We start from the raw sequence: 16,043 nt of genomic DNA, 5'->3' as shown, positions 1-16,043 counted from the left end.
ATGCGAAATAATACCTTTTACATTTTTTCAATTACGCTTCTTCTGGCAAGTGTTTGCTTTTTACCGGCCAATGCCCAACTCGGCGCAACCCGCGAAACGTTTACCCGGGCAGACACACTTCGCGGCAGTTTAACACCTTTGCGTACCTGCTACGATATTAATTATTACCACCTTGATGTTAAGTTTGATATCGATCAAAAATTCATCAGCGGCAGTAATCTTTTTAAATTTACCGCCACGCAGGATTTTACCAAATTACAGTTTGACCTGTTTGCTAACCTCAAAATAGATAAGGTGGTATACAAGGGGCAGGAGCTGCCATATACCCGTGAGTTTAACGCCGTGTTTATCACCTTTCCGCAAACCATAGCCAAAGGCAGCACAGATGAATTTACGGTTTATTACTCAGGCAACCCAACCATTGCTAAACGCGCTCCCTGGGATGGCGGTATAGTATATACTACCGACTCCTTAGGAAAGCCATGGGTAGCTACTGCCTGCCAAGGCATAGGGGCCAGTATCTGGTGGCCAACTAAAGATCATCAGTATGATGAGGTAGACAGTGCCCTGATCAGCATCAGCGTACCTAAGGGTTTAAAAGATGTATCAAACGGTCGTTTACGTAAGGTTACAAAGCTAAAGGACGGCTATACCCGTTTCGACTGGTTTGTTGCCAATCCTATTAACAACTATGATATTGAAGCCAACATAGGCGATTATGTTCATTATGACGGCATTTACCAGGGTGAAAAAGGCAAGCTGACGCTCGACTACTGGCCGTTAAGCTATAATATTAACAAAGCCAAAAAACAGTGGAACGAAAACGCGACCAAAATGCTCAAAGCTTTTGAACATTGGTTTGGCCCTTATCCATTTTACGAAGACGGTTACAAACTGGTAGAAACACCACACTTAGGTATGGAGCACCAGAGCGGCACAGCCTACGGCAATCACTACCAAAACGGCTATCTCGGTCGTGACCTTTCAGGCACAGGATGGGGTTTAAAATGGGATTTTATTGTGGTGCATGAAAGCGGGCATGAATGGTTTGGCAATAACATTACCTCAAAAGATGTGGCCGATATGTGGATACATGAAAGCTTTACCAACTATTCCGAATCGCTGTTTATTGAAACATATTATGGTAAACAAGCCGGGCAGGAATATGTACATGGCACACGTATGAATATACAAAATGACCGCCCAATTGTGGGGCCATATAATGTAAACCGCGAAGGCTCCGGCGATATGTATTATAAGGGCGGTAACCTGCTTAATATGGTACGTACCGTTATTAATGATGATGAAAAATGGCGTGGCATACTGCGTGACCTCAATAAAACTTTTTATCATCAAACCGTTACTTATGACCAGGTGGTAAATTACATCAGCGAGCAGGCGGCCATGAATTTATCGCCAATATTTGATCAGTACCTGCATTATACCAATATTCCGATATTGGAGTTTACAACGAGGAAAGGTAAAACGCTTTGCCGTTGGATCAACGTAAACTCAAAAGAATTTAACATGCCGGTTAGGGTTAAAATTAAAGGCGGCGATTATAAATTTATTACCCCAACTACCCAATTTGCCTCTGTTAAGCTTGACGGCGCTACTGCCGAAAACATAGAAGTTGATACTTTTAATTATTACATAGGGGTATTGGTTGATTGAGTTGTATTAGGTTAAATAACTGGACATACCAGGAACTTTTATTTTTAAAACACTGCAACCTATAAAACACGCCGTGCGTCTTATAGGCAAACAATTAATTTTTAATATGAAATCATTAACTACACTATTACTGGTTGCTGCATTGTCAGTTGGTACTACGGGGCATACCTTCGCTAAAGCGGCGCCGATTGTAAAAACTATACAGCAAACTACACAGGATCGTCATTTATCTGGTTTTAGGGCCATAGACCTGGCCGGTTCCTTTGATGTTTACATTACACAAGGGTCTACAGAGTTGGTAAAGGTAGAGGCACCTTCAGACGTTATTGATCGTATTATCACCGAAGTTGAAGATGGTGTTTTAAAGATCCACAGCAAAAAAGACATAAACTGGAACTGGAGCTTTGGGAACAAGAAAATGGTAATTTACGTTACTGCAAAAGATTTGAACAGCGTAGGCGTAACCGGTTCGGGCGATATATTCTTTAAAGAAGGCATCACCACCAACTCTTTAAAGTTAAGGGTTACAGGCTCTGGCGACATGCTGGGTAGAGTAAGTGTAAAAACACTGGAATGCAAAATATCCGGCTCAGGCGATATGAAGCTTTCGGGCCGTGCCGATGAGTCGACAGTGAGCATTGTAGGCTCAGGTGATTTTACTGCCCGTGATTTGGCAACCGTTAACACGGCGGTGCGCGTAGCCGGTTCTGGCGATGCCGTAGTAAACGCCAGCAATAAAGTTGAAGCCGCGGTAAGCGGATCAGGAGATATACACTACACCGGTGGCGCTAAAAATATCAGCAGCACCAAAGCGGGCAGCGGAGATATTTCAAGGCTGTAATGGTGAGCGGTCAGTGGTCAGTAGTAAATTATTTGGAAACCTGTTGTTAACCACTCATTATTCACCACTGACCGCTATCTACTCACCATTATTGACCACTCACCAATTAAAAACTCATTAACTGACCACTGACTACTCACCACTCACTAACTGGCCACTCACTACTCACTAACTCACGGCTAATTAAAATCGCGTATAAAATGCCAGCTGGGCTACATGGTTCAGCGTGTAGCTTTCGGCTTGTTTAATGTATTGATTAAGGTAACCTGTTTCCACATCGATCATTTTACTGATACGATAGCCTACGGCCACATAAGCACGGTTTTGATCGAAGAAATGTTTGTTTACCTTGTTTTTATGCTGCACGTTAACAAATACCTCGTTCTGCAATGCAAGGAAAGGTCCTTTGCTAAATACGGCCGAATCATTTTTAAACGGTATTACCCCCCTTGCAAAATATCTGAAACGCTGGGCAAAATAATTGTCGTTTTTATTAGCTGCCGTATTGCCTAAAAAGCGTTGCTCCAACCTAAAGCGGTGTGATACGGCAATGCTTTTACCCATTTTGTGCGAATAGGTATATTGCTGCCAGATGCGGTGTTCGGGCCTGAAGGTTTTGTCGCCCGAGGCTGTGCGGCCATTTGTGGCTATATAAGCATAACCCAAAGCGGTCACCTTGTTTTTGGCAAAATAGTAATTAGCAGACGGACGCAGGAGCACATTTTTTAAATAACTTATCTGATCATGCGAGCGGAATTGACCATCGAACGAATAGCCCCAGTGCTCAGACAGTTTCTGGCTATGGAACAATGCCGCCCATCCCGAAAACTGGTTGTCTTGGGCAAATAGCTTTGCAGGCACTATAAATAACAAAACAATAAGAACTGATAATTTTTGTTTCAACTGCATAGGTATATAGTATTTGTTAAGGTTATTACTATTAATCTTTAAAACGCACCAGGGTTTGCCTGCCCAGATCAAACGTGATCCTGAACGCTTCCTGGTTGCTGAAATAGCCCGGCGTTTGGTGCAAACTTAAAATAAATTGTCCTTTTATGCGCTTGTATAAAAATGGTGTGTACATAATGTCAAGACGGTTATAGGTTTTCTTCTCAAAAAAAGAATCCCCGTAAATGATGTGGCTGCCTTTTCCTTTATAAAATTCATCAAACAAAGCAAAACGGCGCCAGCTCAAATAGGCGCTCGCTACAAAACCCGCTGGCTTTTGAAAACCATCAATGCCACGGGTGCGTTCAAATGACATCATGCCCCCTGCTTCAAAACTCAATGAATCCAAAATTGTTTTGTGGCTTAGATCAAGTCCCAAACGTATCTGGGCGCCGCCATTATCCTGTATATGGTCGTTTGGTATGGCTATGGCAGGCCCGGCGTCATGCATTAGCAAAAAATAATGCGATATATAAAAGGGACTAAAAAGTGAAGGCCGGTATTTGCCCGAAAATCCAAATAAAAACTGTTCACGGTCTGTATTCGTTTGGCGGCTCACCCAATCTATCCAGGCGGTTTCTGTGAAATGCTCATTGGTGTAACGAGTTAATAAACCCTGTACATTGGGGCGATAGTAACGTAAGGTGTCGTTCAATAATGCACGCGGATAATCGCTCAACAACCCTTCGCGCGGAAAGGCACCGGCATTAAACAGCCAGTTTTTGCCGGTATAACTGTAATAAGCCACCGGATCTACCTTTAAAAAATAAGGCTGGGCGCCAAACTCATGGATACCGCTTACACCTACAATAAAGTGATGTACGCTATCAATATTTAAGCCCAGATCAAGCGCTGTACGTACGCCGGAATAGGTGCGTGACCGCAGTACAAAATCCTTGTACTCACGATTGTCCATAAAACCCATTCCATTAAAATGAATATCAAGGCTATTTTGTGCAAAAGCAGCGGTGCTGCAAATGACGGTAAAGAGTGCAAAAAGGTATAGTTTTTTAAACATGGGTAATGTATTATTTAACAGTTAAATTAACAAAGCCGCTGTTCCTGCTCCCCGCGAACGGATCAGTCCGCCAGGAAAAGAACAACGCGTAACTGCCCCTTTTCAGCGGGGCTTTGAATGTAAAATTATAGTGCACCTGCTCACCGGGTTTTATGGGCGGCAGATTGTAAATATCATCTTTTGCTGGCTGTATCTCCACAATATCGGGACCGAGGAAAAAGCATGCCTCCACGGTGAGTTTATTAATGGCATCCTTGTTACTAAAATTAATAACAAAGGGATATGGATTTGTAATAGCCACATCTATTCCCTGTTGCTGTCCCGGCGCTAATGTCATATTATTTATTGCGGGCTGGCAGATCACTTTTTGATAAGTGCGTGCATCTTTAACCCAGCCGCCATACCATTTACCAGCGGTACCAGATGTGTTAATACTATCTACAGATATGCTTGATATTTTATTCTGGGTAAGATAATATACATCAGTATGCTGCAGGCTATCCTCAAAAGGCCACATATCAAACTGAGTAGTACGGTAATACCGCGAATCATAGCCGAAGCCTTTCAACGAGTTGGTATAAAAGCAATACTTTGACGGATTTTGGTATTCATCCTTCATGATTACATAATGATTGCCTGCTTTGGCATGAACCGCCTTTGCCCAATCCCTGAAGCCATAGTAGCTTGCCAGCTGCCCGTTTTGTTTCAGAAATGAAAAACCAGCAACCAAACATAACCTGAATCCCACAATAAGCACAATATTAAGCACTGCTAAACGATAAAGCCATGCGGGATTATATGCTTTTTGCTTTAAATTGATAAGGGCCAGCATAAGCAACGGCACAAAAGCTATAAGTGTATAATGCGGTTGTACATTTACCTTTAGGGTATTGAGGTAAAAGAAAATAAAGACTCCCGCGGCGTTCACCATGAGGCAGCGCATAAAAGCATCTTTAATTTTGGAGGTAAAGGCTTTATAAAATATAAACCAGCTAATGAGCGGTCCGCCAATGAGCAGCTGTGTAAGCAGGTAGGTAAAGCCATACGTAATATCAAACCCGCCGCCCGACCGCTCAAACAGGTTAAAGTTTACCGCCGGAAAATTATGATGATACTGCCATATTATATGGGGCACAAATAAAGCAAAAGCCAGCACCGCAATGAAATAAAAAGAGCCGCGTTTTAACAGTTTAAGGTTTGATAACAGGGTAAACCCAACAAGCAGTATACCATGATATTTGCTATACATGAGGCAGGCTACCACAACACCCAGTATTAATGCCAATATCCAGCTATCCTGATCAAGATATTGCTGATAAAAGAAGTAAAATAAAACAGCAAAGAACAATAAAGGGGCATCCGGCGTAGCGGTAAAACCATATACGTGAAAAACCAATATACCTGCCATAAAAAGGATAAACCATTTGGCGCTCACTGCATATCGTTGCAGCATAACCCACACCATGTACATGGCTGCACTGCTTGATAGCAAGGTTATCAACCTGGTCCCCAACTCGTTGTGCATTAAGGTATCTCCAATGCGGATAAATACGGCTACCATGGGGGGATGGTAGTAGAACCCCCAGTCCATCATCCTCGAAAACACCCAGTAGTAGGCCTCATCGGCATGGAGTTCAAGGGTAGCGGCCTGTAATATGTTTAATGCCGTCCACAACAGTAAAAAATAAATAACAGGGCGGTTATACTTTACCAGTGCCTGCGTATTATTTGATGTGCTGTGCTGCATTAACAATGTTGAAAATTGAATTGGCAAAGGTATAATAAAAGATATAAGGCATAAAGCAAAGGTGATCATCATTAAGTAATTTGATTAAATAATGCCGGTAATCTTCCTAATTTAGCTGTCCCTATAAATAATCATTAATGAACAAATCAATAGAAATAATAAAACAACCAAGATTTTTTATACTTAAGCTGGTTGAAGACCTTACTACAGAGCAACTTAACCATATCCCACAGGGGTTTAACAACAACCTCATCTGGAACCTCGCGCATATTATATCTGGGCAGCAGGGAATTTGCTATAAGCGCGCCGGACTACCTGTAGCTGTTGAGGATAAGTATTTTACCCCATACCGTCCGGATACTAAACCTGAAAGATTTATTAACGCCGACGAAATAGCCGCCATTAAACAGCTGTTTCTTACAACTATTGACCAACTTGAAACAGATATACAAAATAACCTTTTCACCGGCTATTCAGCATGGCTAAGCCGTTATGGTACCGAAATTACCTCTTTTGATGATGCCCTGCACTTTTTGCCTTTCCATGAAGGCCTGCATTGCGGTTATATGATGGCGCTGAAGCGCGCGGTACTCAATGAAAAAGCGGGTAGCCTGTCCTGAGTTTCAGGTCACGGAGATGGTGTAAACGTTTGGACTTAAACCAGTATCGCGTAAACTTTTTAAAGTGATTTTTTAACATAAATCAGCTACAAAACGGGCACGAACTGATTATTATCTGTTCGTTACAGCATCAAAAGTGTTTAAAAACATTCATTTTAACACTTTTTCAATACCATTTTGAAAATTTAAAAAGATTTCACTTATCAGTGCCCACAAAAAAAGCCTCCTTGTACAAGGAGGCTTTTCATATCAAGTTAATGAGTTTATTTAATTTGATGACAATGCTGCGGCACCGCTCACAATTTCGGTAAGCTCGGTGGTGATGGCTGCCTGGCGGGCCTGGTTGTATGAAAGTTTAAGGGCTTTTAACAACTCGCCGGCGTTTTCAGTAGCCTTGTCCATAGCTGTCATACGTGCGCCATGTTCTGAAGCGTTTGAATCTAAAACAGCACGGTACAATTGTATCTTGATGTTTTTAGGAATCAGCTGCTCCACGATCTCCTCTTGCGATGGCTCCAGGATATAATCAACGTTGGCAGTTTTTGTTACTTCTTTTTTATCGGCTCTTGGCACAGGCAATAACTGTTCAGCAATTAAATACTGTACAGCGGCGTTCCTGAAATGATTATATACCAGTTCAACACGGTCAAAATCGCCATTAACAAAACCTTCCATAATGCTTTCGGTAATTTTGGAAGCATTTTCAAAATTAAGGTCAAGGTACAGATCGTTGTTGTTGCCAATTACGTTGTACTTGCGGCGCTGGTAATATTCCTGGCTTTTTTTACCGATAGCCACTATGGATACATTACCGGCCTGCAATTGCTTGCTGTATTTCTCGGCAATAAGGTTATTGGCCGTTTTTATAACGTTGGCATTAAAAGCACCCGCCAAACCGCGGTTTGATGATACCACAACCACCAGCACACGCACGGGCTCGCGCTCCTGCAAATATGGTGATGAGCCATCCTCTAAACTTGCAGACAAGTTAGCCAATAACTCTTTTAGCTTGTTGGCATAAGGGCGCAACTGTATAATAGCATTTGTAGCACGTTTCAACTTAGCTGCCGAAACCATTTTCATGGCCTTGGTGATCTGCTGCGTTGATGATACAGATGATATCCTGTTTCTTACTTCTTTTAAATTAGCCATTCTTTGTTGAGATGTGAGATTTGAGATATGAGATATGAGAAAAACTCATTGTCCCGTATCATCCCTATATCTAATTTAATCTGTCAGATATGAAATTTGATATTCTCAAATCCCATATCTAACATCTCATATCTAAAAATTAATACCTTGCTGACAGATCTTTGGCTACTGATTCCAGTACGCCGGTTATCTGATCGTCGAATTTACCTGCTTTAAGGGCAGCTAATACTTCCGGGTGACGAGCTTCTAACTGATCGGTAAATTCTGTTTCAAACTTCCTAACGTCTTTTACAGGCACATTACGCATCAGGTTTTTAGTACCCAGATAAATAATGGCAACTTGTTTTTCAACGGTTACAGGAGAGTATTGACCTTGTTTCAGGATCTCTACGTTACGTATACCTTTGTCAAGTACAGTTTTGGTTGAAGCGTCAAGGTCTGATCCGAATTTTGAGAAAGCTTCCAGCTCGCGGAACTGTGCCTGGTCAAGTTTCAGGGTACCTGCTACTTTTTTCATTGATTTGATCTGCGCGTTACCACCTACACGTGATACAGAGATACCTACGTTAATTGCCGGACGAACACCTGCGTTAAACAAGTTCGATTCCAGGAATATCTGACCATCGGTAATTGAAATTACGTTGGTTGGGATGTAAGCAGATACGTCACCAGCCTGTGTTTCGATAATTGGAAGAGCGGTTAATGAACCACCGCCTTTTACAATACCTTTAATAGATTCAGGCAGGTCATTCATGGCCTGTGCTATAGAATCGTTAGCGTTGATCTTAGCGGCACGTTCCAGTAAACGGCTGTGCAGGTAAAACACGTCACCAGGGTAAGCCTCACGGCCCGGTGGGCGGCGTAACAACAATGACACCTCACGGTAAGCAACCGCTTGTTTTGACAAATCATCATAGATGATCAAAGCTGGCCTTCCGGTATCACGGAAATACTCGCCGATAGCAGCACCAGCAAAAGGAGCAAAGAACTGCATGGTAGCAGAGTCTGACGCGTTTGCAGCCACAATGATAGAATATGGCATAGCGCCGTTCTCTTCCAGTGTACGTACAATGTTTGCTACTGTACTTGCTTTTTGACCGCAAGCTACATATATACAGATAACCGGTTTGCCGGCATCATAAAATTCTTTTTGATTGATAATGGTGTCAATACAAACAGCGGTTTTACCTGTCTGGCGATCGCCAATTACAAGCTCACGTTGTCCGCGGCCAATCGGGATCATCGCGTCAATAGCTTTGATACCGGTTTGCAAAGGCTCGGTTACCGGCTGACGGTAGATAACACCAGGGGCTTTACGCTCAAGTGGCATTTCATAAGTTTGGCCAGTAATTGGGCCTTTACCGTCAATTGGGTTACCCAAAGTATCAACAACACGGCCAAGCATACCTTCGCCTACGTTAATTGATGCAATGCGGTTGGTACGTTTTACAGTATCACCTTCTTTAATATCGTCAGATTTACCTAACAATACCACACCCACGTTATCTTCTTCAAGGTTAAGAACGATACCTTGCAATCCTGTGCCAAATTCTACAAGCTCACCTGATTGAACTTTTGTTAATCCATAAACGCGTGCGATACCATCACCCACCTGGAGCACAGTACCCACTTCTTCTAATTCAGATTCTGACTTAAAGCCTGCCAATTGCTGACGCAAAATTGCCGATACTTCGTCTGGTCTTACCTCTACCATTGTTTAAATTTTATTTAGAGTTTTAGTGTAATAATATTAAACCGCCTGTCCGGCAAATTCCTTCTTTAATTTTCTTAAGCTGGCCGCAATGCTGGTATCAACCTGCCTGTCGCCTACTGTTAGTACAAAACCACCAATTAATGATGGGTCAACCTTTGTTTCCAAAATAACAGTACCGCCTATAGCTTTTTGCACTTCAGCTGTTATGGTTTGCTTATTGGCTGCCGATAATTCGGTTGCCGAGCTAACTTTAGCTTTAGTGATGTGTTTTTTAATATTGTACAGGTTAATATACTCGTAAGCGGTTGTATATAATACCTCGCCACGGCCCTTATTGATCATCAGTTTAAAAAACGCGATGGTAGCCTTGTTCACCTTCCCTAAAAACACTTCGTCAAGTATCTTTACCTTTTTTGTATGGGCGATGATTGGGTTGCTTAAAACTGCCTTAAGCTCGGGGCTTGCCTTCAGTGTATTTAAAAACAGGTCCATATCAGCTTTAATCACATCAACAATATTTTGTTCCTGTGCAAGGTCAATAAGCGATTTGGCGTACCTGGATCCTACTGTTAATTCTGACATGTCTTTTTTATTTCGGATTTCGAATTTTCGATTTCGGAATTTTTTATTTTGAATTTGGGATATTTAACTTCGGGACCCGATAAGGAAATAAATCCGAAATCGGACATCCCAAATCCGAAATCCCTATAGTTTCACTTCTTTTAATAACTGGCTAACCAGTTCATCCTGTTTTTGCTGATCTTCAAATTGCTTGCGCAATACTTTCTCTGCAATTTCTAATGACAATGTAGCTACCTGGTTCTTCACATCAGCCATTGCAATTGATTTCTGGTTGTTAATTTCAACACGGGCCAGCTCAATCATGCGTGCGCCTTCTTTGTGGGCAAGCTCTTTGGCATCGGCTATCATTTGCTCTTTAACTTTACGGGCTTCGTTCAAGATCTGGTCGCGCTCAATACGGGCTTGTTTCAGTAATGACTCATTCTCGTTAGTTAAACGGGCCATTTCCTCTTTGGCGGCTTCGGCTTTTGAAAGTGAATCTTCAATAAAGCGTTCACGATCATTAAGCGCTCCTAAGATGGGTTTCCAGGCAAATTTTCCTAATAAAAATAACAGGATCAAAAAGGATACTGCTGTCCAAAAAACCAAACCTATTTCAGGTGTAACTAATTCCATAATTCTGTATAGATATTTACTTTATATGTTTATTCTTTTTAACGTGATTAAAACAAGCCCGGAGCCAATCGCCCCGGGTTGTTCTTTTTCGTTCGCTCTCTAATAAATATTAGAGTAAAGCAACTACCACAGCAAACAAAGCAACACCTTCAACAAGGGCTGCAGCGATGATCATGTTAGTTTGAATTTTTGAGGCAGCTTCAGGCTGACGAGCGATACCTTCAACGGCTTTACCACCGATTTGACCGATACCGATACCAGCACCAATTACAGCTAAGCCAGCACCAACTGCACCAAGGGTTCCGTGTAATCCTGCGGTCGCCTGAGCTACAACCATACCTATGGTTCCAATCATTCCAATCATTGTTTGATAATTTAACGTGTATATATAATTATAATTAATTCAAATTAATGGTGATGCTCTTCAACAGCCATCCCAATAAACAGGGAAGTAAGCATCGTAAAAATAAAGGCCTGTAAAAATGCAACCAGCAATTCAATACAGTCCATAAAAACCACAAACGGAACAGACACTGCCGACATCCACGCGGTTTTGAAAATAAAGATCAATGATATTAAGCTCAGCACAATAATGTGCCCTGCGGTAATGTTAGCGAACAAACGTATCATTAACGCGAATGGCTTTGATATGATACCGATAAGTTCAACAGGAAGCATGATAGGATACAGCCACAATGGAATATCAGGTGTAAAAATGTGCTTCCAGTAATATTTATTACCGCTTAAGTTAACAACAATCAACACAATAACTGACAGCGTTAAGGTTACCGCGATATTGCCCGTAAGGTTAAAGCCTCCCGGGAAAAAAGGAACTAAACCCAACAGGTTGTTTATTAATATAAAGAAGAATATGGTAAGCAGCAAAGGCATGTACCGGGCATATTTTACACCAATGTTTGGAATAGCCACATCGTCCCTTACAAAAAGCACAACAGGCTCCAGTAATGACTGTAAGCCCTTTGGCGCTTTACCGGCGCGTTTTTTATATGCCGAACTAACGGTGAAAAACACCAGTAATAATATGATCATACCCATCCACATGCTGATCACGTTACGGGTTATTGAAAAATCATATATTTTAACATCCTTGTTGATTTCGCCCGCTTCATTAACGGCAACTATTTTATTACCCTCCAGCTTGTAGCTGTAATGCGCGCCTTTATAAACAGGGGCCTCGTGGCCTTCCTTATGGTGATGGCCTAATTGTTCCGAAGAAAAAAACTCCATCCCCTTGTCGGTATACAGGATAATAGGTAACGGAATAAAATGCTCATCAAGCAATGGCACTGCTACAGGCCATGAATGCGAATCGCCGATGTGTTCAAATACGACCTCTTTGGGATCAAATGGCTTTTCATTGCCTGCAGCTTCCTTTTCCTGCGAAAAAGATAATACAGGCTTAACACAAATCAGCAAAAAAAGCGCGGAAATCAGTAATGGTTTAAATATTTTTGAGTTCAAAATCGAGCAATTATTCATTCAGATGATGTTTTCTACCTAATTTTTTGGTTGCGCAAGTTACGTAACAAACCATAAATTTCAAAGGCCATATTTAAGAAATATATATAAAAAAAATCGGCCACAAAAACATACCTGTTTACAGCGTTTTTTAAAAGAAAAACAAGTGCGAAGAACATACAGGCCAATAGTTTAACTGTAGTAGCAGCCAAAAATGCCTGGGCCGACATATCAGGATTGATTTTGCTCACCATTAAAACAGAAATTATGGTTAAAAAGGTAAGCCCCGAAAGGAAAAAAAACAGCAGCCAGAACTTAGGGGTTATCCAGCCGGCATAGCCCGTATAGGTTAATACCAAAGGAGGTATGGCTATGATAATAATAAACAACAAATAAAATAATACAAAGGGTAGTATTTTCAACTTTTTACAGATCTGATAACAATATACAATGCAATAAAAACACCAATGAGCGACAACGCCGCTGTTGCCCATTTTATAGCATGGCCCGCGGCCTGGTCAATTTTATAACCGGCAAAAGCAAAAACACCTATAACAGCTATCATCTGGAAGGCTATACCGCTAAATTTGGCATAACTATTTATTTTTCTGCCGTTTTCAGATCCGTCCTCCTGTTCATTTTTAGCCATCCGCAAATTTATTAAACCTATTGTATAATCTTTAGTATTTTAGCAATGCTTTTAAAAACCGATAATTTAGCTTGAGGCAACTACCCATATCTTCTGCAAATAAAAGCGGTAAATATTTACTGCTGGTGCTTATTGTTATTGCCGCAGGATGTTCGCTCGAAAAAAAAAGCGGGTTAAACCGCTCATTGCAAAACCTTACAGCCCACTACAATATTTTATTCAACGCTAATGAACTATTAAGGGTTAAACAGGAAACTTACGCTGCAAACTTTCCCGATGCTTATACGGAGCTGCTGAACGTTTATCCGGATACCGCCGGCCAAACCGGCACACCCGATAAGGACCTGGAACTGGCCATCACCAAGGCCAATACCATCATTAATATTAAAGAGCAAAGCCATTATATTGGCGATGCTTACCTGGTTTTGGGCAAAGCGCGTTACCTGGAGGGCAACTATTTTGACGCGGTGGAGTATTTTAATTATGTGATACGTTCATTTGAGAATGAAACCGCCCTAACCCAGCAGGCCCGGATTTGGAAAGGACGGGCACTTTTATATTTAAATAACCTGCCGCAGACCAAAACCACCATAGATTCGGCCTTACAAAATATCGACCCAAAGAAACCTAAGAAAAGCTTTGCCGCCGATGTGTATGCTACCAGGTTGCAATACAATATCAATACCCAAAACTATGCCGATGCCGAGGAAGATGCTAAACAGGCCATAGCTTACAGTACCGTAAAAAAGTTAAAGCTTCGCTGGATATTTATTTTGGCCCAGCTGCAGGAGCTTAATTTAAAACCTGCCGATGCCTATAACAACTATACCCGTATTGTTCAAAGCAACGCGTCATTTGAGATGGCATTTAACGCCAACCTAAACCGGATACGCATACAGGATAACCGCGACGGGATTAAACTAAGCAAAATAGACCTGTTGCGTAAACTGTTAAAAAATAGCGACAACGGTGATTTTAACGACCAGATCTATTACCAGATAGCTGCACAATACTTTGCTGCCGGCGATATAGATAACGCCTTGAAAAACTACAAGTTATCTGTACGGCATAGCACAAAGAACCAAAACCAGAAAGGTGTTTCATACCTGCGTATTGCCGACATCAACTTTAAAAACAAGGCCGACTATGGCCAGGCCAAGCTGTATTACGACAGTACCTTAACTTATCTCGCGCCCAGCTATCCCGGCTATCAGCTTATTCTGAAAAAGAGCAACAATTTGCAGCTATTAGCCGGTTTGCTTGAAACTATTGCCCGCGAGGATACTTTACAGGTGCTGGCTTCGCTTGACGAAAAAACACGCGCCGCTCGTATTGACTCCATGGCTGCCCGCAAAGCCAAACAGGAAAAAGCAGCGGCCGAAGCAACTTCAAATACCACTGAGCCTTTAAACAACAACTTTATATCGAGCGACCCCGATTCGCCATTGCCTCAAAATGCACAAAAAACAGCAAGCTCATTCTATTTTTATAACAATGCCGCGGTAAGCCAGGGTTATACCTCTTTTAAACGCCAGTGGGGCAACCGCAAACTGGAAGACAACTGGCGCCGAAGCAAACGGTCAAACAGCGGTATACCCGCAAATACAGGATCTGTAGCGCAAAACGGCACCGCGGATAAACCCGCCGGTCAGCCCGGTAAGGCTGCAGACTCAGCAAGCAACCAGGGGTATAAGCAACAGCTGGTCCATGACTTGCCGCTTACGCCCGAGCTGCTTAAACAATCAAACATCCGTGTTTATAATGCCTACCTTGATCTGGGTAATTTATACCGTGATGTACTGGAGGATAAAAAAGAGGCGATAGCCGCTTTTGAAAAATTGCTGTCGCGTTTCCCTGATAACCCGGATAAGCCTGCCATATATTATAATTTGTATCGCCTGTACGCTGATATTGATGCGACGAAATCCGATTCGTACAAAAACAGGATATTGAAAGAGTATCCGCAAACGGTATTCGCCAAAATAATCCTCGACCCCGAATACGGTAAAAAACTGGACGACGCCAATGCAGGGTTCAATGTATTTTATAACCAGGTATATGACCTTTATACAAAAAAACAATACACCCAGGTAATTAATGATGCCGATGACCTCCTGAAACGGTATCCCGACAGCCGGTTTGCGGCCCAGTTATATTATTTAAAAGCCATAGCCGCGGGCCATCAGGAAACGCTGCCGCCCTTTTTAGCCGATATGCAAAGGATAGTGGATAAGTATCCGGATGATCCCTTAGTGACCCCGCTGGCAAAACAGCACCTGGCCTATATTGAAGCTAATAAGGCAGAGGTAGCGGCGCGCCCTGTGGTTTTAGCCGGAGATGATCCTAACGAGATCCCGTTCACCCCGCCGGTTGCCTATCAGATACAAACGGAATACCGCAAAGCATTCATCCCCTCGCAAGAGGAATACAGGCACCCTGTAAATGCGCCACTAAACGGATTGTCGCCCACAAAGTCACAGATCAATACACAGTTAGGCATACAGCAGGGAAAACTGGCCGACAACCACATACAACAGCCGGCATACCAGTTACCGCAGGCTGCCCAAGCCAATCCGGCAGACAGTGCTAACGCTGCCGCCAAAGTTGATATAAAGGATCAAAATATACTATCCATATTTTCAAAGCGCGACAGTGATAATTATTACTTCGCCATAAATGTTACTACAGGCACAACTAACCTTGCCTCTTCACGTTTTGGTATAGGGCAGTTTAACCGCACCCATTACGGGGGCTATGGCTTCAGGCACCAGTTGGTTAATGCCGGTCCCGACGATCAGATCATTTACGTAGGTCGCTTTTACAGCCTGGCCGATGTAAGGAAATACGCTAAAGGCATTATTCCGCTATTGCCCGATATTATGAAGGTACCAAGGGATAAATACAGTTTTTTTATCATAACAAAGGAAAATCTGGATAAATTAGCCGATCAAAAAACAGTGGATAGTTATATAGAATACTATCAGAAAAATTATTGAATTAAATT

Annotated in this window: 15 protein-coding genes; 4 read left to right on the top strand and 11 right to left on the bottom strand. The window is 42.2% G+C overall.

Annotated elements, in window-relative coordinates; genetic code table 11:
• Positions 1-1,674 carry a M1 family metallopeptidase gene (locus J2W55_RS12150; protein ID WP_310096023.1) on the top strand — a complete coding sequence of 558 codons (1,674 nt, stop codon included), beginning with the start codon at positions 1-3 and terminating at the stop codon, positions 1,672-1,674.
• Between the two features lie 106 nt (positions 1,675-1,780).
• A complete protein-coding gene (locus tag J2W55_RS12145; protein ID WP_310096021.1) occupies positions 1,781-2,515 on the top strand; it encodes a head GIN domain-containing protein in 735 nt (244 codons plus the stop codon).
• 183 nt (positions 2,516-2,698) lie between these two features.
• Here J2W55_RS12145 and J2W55_RS12140 read toward each other — a convergent pair whose 3' ends face one another.
• From J2W55_RS12140 to J2W55_RS12130, 3 genes are read right to left on the bottom strand one after another with little or no spacing between them, the layout of a single operon-like run.
• Positions 2,699-3,424, bottom strand: coding sequence for a DUF2490 domain-containing protein (locus J2W55_RS12140; protein ID WP_310096019.1), 726 nt, complete (start codon positions 3,422-3,424; stop codon positions 2,699-2,701).
• 31 nt (positions 3,425-3,455) lie between these two features.
• On the bottom strand, positions 3,456-4,481 hold the full coding sequence (locus J2W55_RS12135; protein ID WP_310096017.1) for a lipid A deacylase: 1,026 nt from the start codon (positions 4,479-4,481) through the stop codon (positions 3,456-3,458).
• Positions 4,482-4,491: 10 nt separating this feature from the next.
• The gene (locus tag J2W55_RS12130) at positions 4,492-6,300 is read right to left on the bottom strand and encodes an ArnT family glycosyltransferase (RefSeq protein WP_310096015.1); all 1,809 of its coding nucleotides are present in this window, start codon (positions 6,298-6,300) and stop codon (positions 4,492-4,494) included.
• Positions 6,301-6,365: 65 nt separating this feature from the next.
• Here J2W55_RS12130 and J2W55_RS12125 point away from each other — a divergent pair, with 65 nt between their 5' ends.
• On the top strand, positions 6,366-6,848 hold the full coding sequence (locus J2W55_RS12125) for a DinB family protein (RefSeq protein WP_310096013.1): 483 nt from the start codon (positions 6,366-6,368) through the stop codon (positions 6,846-6,848).
• 267 nt (positions 6,849-7,115) lie between these two features.
• Here J2W55_RS12125 and atpG read toward each other — a convergent pair whose 3' ends face one another.
• The 8 genes from atpG to J2W55_RS12085 form a co-directional block, all read right to left on the bottom strand.
• Complete coding sequence (gene atpG, locus J2W55_RS12120) at positions 7,116-8,000, bottom strand: ATP synthase F1 subunit gamma (RefSeq protein WP_310096011.1); 885 nt, start codon at positions 7,998-8,000, stop codon at positions 7,116-7,118.
• Between the two features lie 139 nt (positions 8,001-8,139).
• Positions 8,140-9,714 (bottom strand): F0F1 ATP synthase subunit alpha, encoded by a 1,575-nt coding sequence (gene atpA / locus J2W55_RS12115; protein WP_310096009.1) that lies wholly within the window; start codon positions 9,712-9,714, stop codon positions 8,140-8,142.
• 36 nt (positions 9,715-9,750) lie between these two features.
• Positions 9,751-10,296 (bottom strand): ATP synthase F1 subunit delta, encoded by a 546-nt coding sequence (gene atpH, locus J2W55_RS12110; protein ID WP_310096007.1) that lies wholly within the window; start codon positions 10,294-10,296, stop codon positions 9,751-9,753.
• A gap of 123 nt (positions 10,297-10,419) precedes the next feature.
• Positions 10,420-10,911: a F0F1 ATP synthase subunit B gene (locus J2W55_RS12105; protein ID WP_310096005.1), complete on the bottom strand. Its 492-nt coding sequence runs from the start codon at positions 10,909-10,911 to the stop codon at positions 10,420-10,422.
• Between the two features lie 109 nt (positions 10,912-11,020).
• Positions 11,021-11,248, bottom strand: a complete 228-nt coding sequence (gene atpE, locus J2W55_RS12100) for an ATP synthase F0 subunit C (RefSeq protein ID WP_310096481.1) — start codon at positions 11,246-11,248, stop codon at positions 11,021-11,023.
• Positions 11,249-11,319: 71 nt separating this feature from the next.
• On the bottom strand, positions 11,320-12,393 hold the full coding sequence (gene atpB / locus J2W55_RS12095) for a F0F1 ATP synthase subunit A (protein ID WP_310096003.1): 1,074 nt from the start codon (positions 12,391-12,393) through the stop codon (positions 11,320-11,322).
• A 32-nt stretch (positions 12,394-12,425) separates the two neighbouring features.
• Complete coding sequence (locus J2W55_RS12090; RefSeq protein WP_310096001.1) at positions 12,426-12,812, bottom strand: hypothetical protein; 387 nt, start codon at positions 12,810-12,812, stop codon at positions 12,426-12,428.
• Positions 12,809-13,039: an AtpZ/AtpI family protein gene (locus tag J2W55_RS12085; protein WP_310095999.1), complete on the bottom strand. Its 231-nt coding sequence runs from the start codon at positions 13,037-13,039 to the stop codon at positions 12,809-12,811. Before J2W55_RS12085 ends, J2W55_RS12090 begins: the two co-directional genes overlap by 4 nt.
• A gap of 71 nt (positions 13,040-13,110) precedes the next feature.
• Between J2W55_RS12085 and porW the strand changes: the two genes are divergently transcribed.
• The gene (gene porW / locus J2W55_RS12080) at positions 13,111-16,035 is read left to right on the top strand and encodes a type IX secretion system periplasmic lipoprotein PorW/SprE (protein WP_310095998.1); all 2,925 of its coding nucleotides are present in this window, start codon (positions 13,111-13,113) and stop codon (positions 16,033-16,035) included.
• Positions 16,036-16,043: the final 8 nt, after the last annotated feature.

It is taken from the genome of Mucilaginibacter pocheonensis (assembly GCF_031456535.1).
In the GTDB taxonomy this organism is placed as follows: domain Bacteria; phylum Bacteroidota; class Bacteroidia; order Sphingobacteriales; family Sphingobacteriaceae; genus Mucilaginibacter; species Mucilaginibacter pocheonensis.
Note: the sequence above shows the minus strand (reverse complement) of the source record. Positions and strands in the feature narration are given on the sequence as shown.

Coding starts and splice junctions, on each gene's coding strand:
- atpA (WP_310096009.1), bottom strand. CDS start 9,714: ATGGTAGAGGTAAGACCAGACGAAGTATCGGCAATTTTGCGTCAGCAA.
- atpH (WP_310096007.1), bottom strand. CDS start 10,296: ATGTCAGAATTAACAGTAGGATCCAGGTACGCCAAATCGCTTATTGAC.
- J2W55_RS12140 (WP_310096019.1), bottom strand. CDS start 3,424: ATGCAGTTGAAACAAAAATTATCAGTTCTTATTGTTTTGTTATTTATA.
- J2W55_RS12150 (WP_310096023.1), top strand. CDS start 1: ATGCGAAATAATACCTTTTACATTTTTTCAATTACGCTTCTTCTGGCA.
- atpE (WP_310096481.1), bottom strand. CDS start 11,248: ATGGTTGTAGCTCAGGCGACCGCAGGATTACACGGAACCCTTGGTGCA.
- J2W55_RS12130 (WP_310096015.1), bottom strand. CDS start 6,300: ATGATGATCACCTTTGCTTTATGCCTTATATCTTTTATTATACCTTTG.
- J2W55_RS12125 (WP_310096013.1), top strand. CDS start 6,366: ATGAACAAATCAATAGAAATAATAAAACAACCAAGATTTTTTATACTT.
- J2W55_RS12145 (WP_310096021.1), top strand. CDS start 1,781: ATGAAATCATTAACTACACTATTACTGGTTGCTGCATTGTCAGTTGGT.
- atpG (WP_310096011.1), bottom strand. CDS start 8,000: ATGGCTAATTTAAAAGAAGTAAGAAACAGGATATCATCTGTATCATCA.
- J2W55_RS12105 (WP_310096005.1), bottom strand. CDS start 10,911: ATGGAATTAGTTACACCTGAAATAGGTTTGGTTTTTTGGACAGCAGTA.
- J2W55_RS12085 (WP_310095999.1), bottom strand. CDS start 13,039: ATGGCTAAAAATGAACAGGAGGACGGATCTGAAAACGGCAGAAAAATA.
- J2W55_RS12135 (WP_310096017.1), bottom strand. CDS start 4,481: ATGTTTAAAAAACTATACCTTTTTGCACTCTTTACCGTCATTTGCAGC.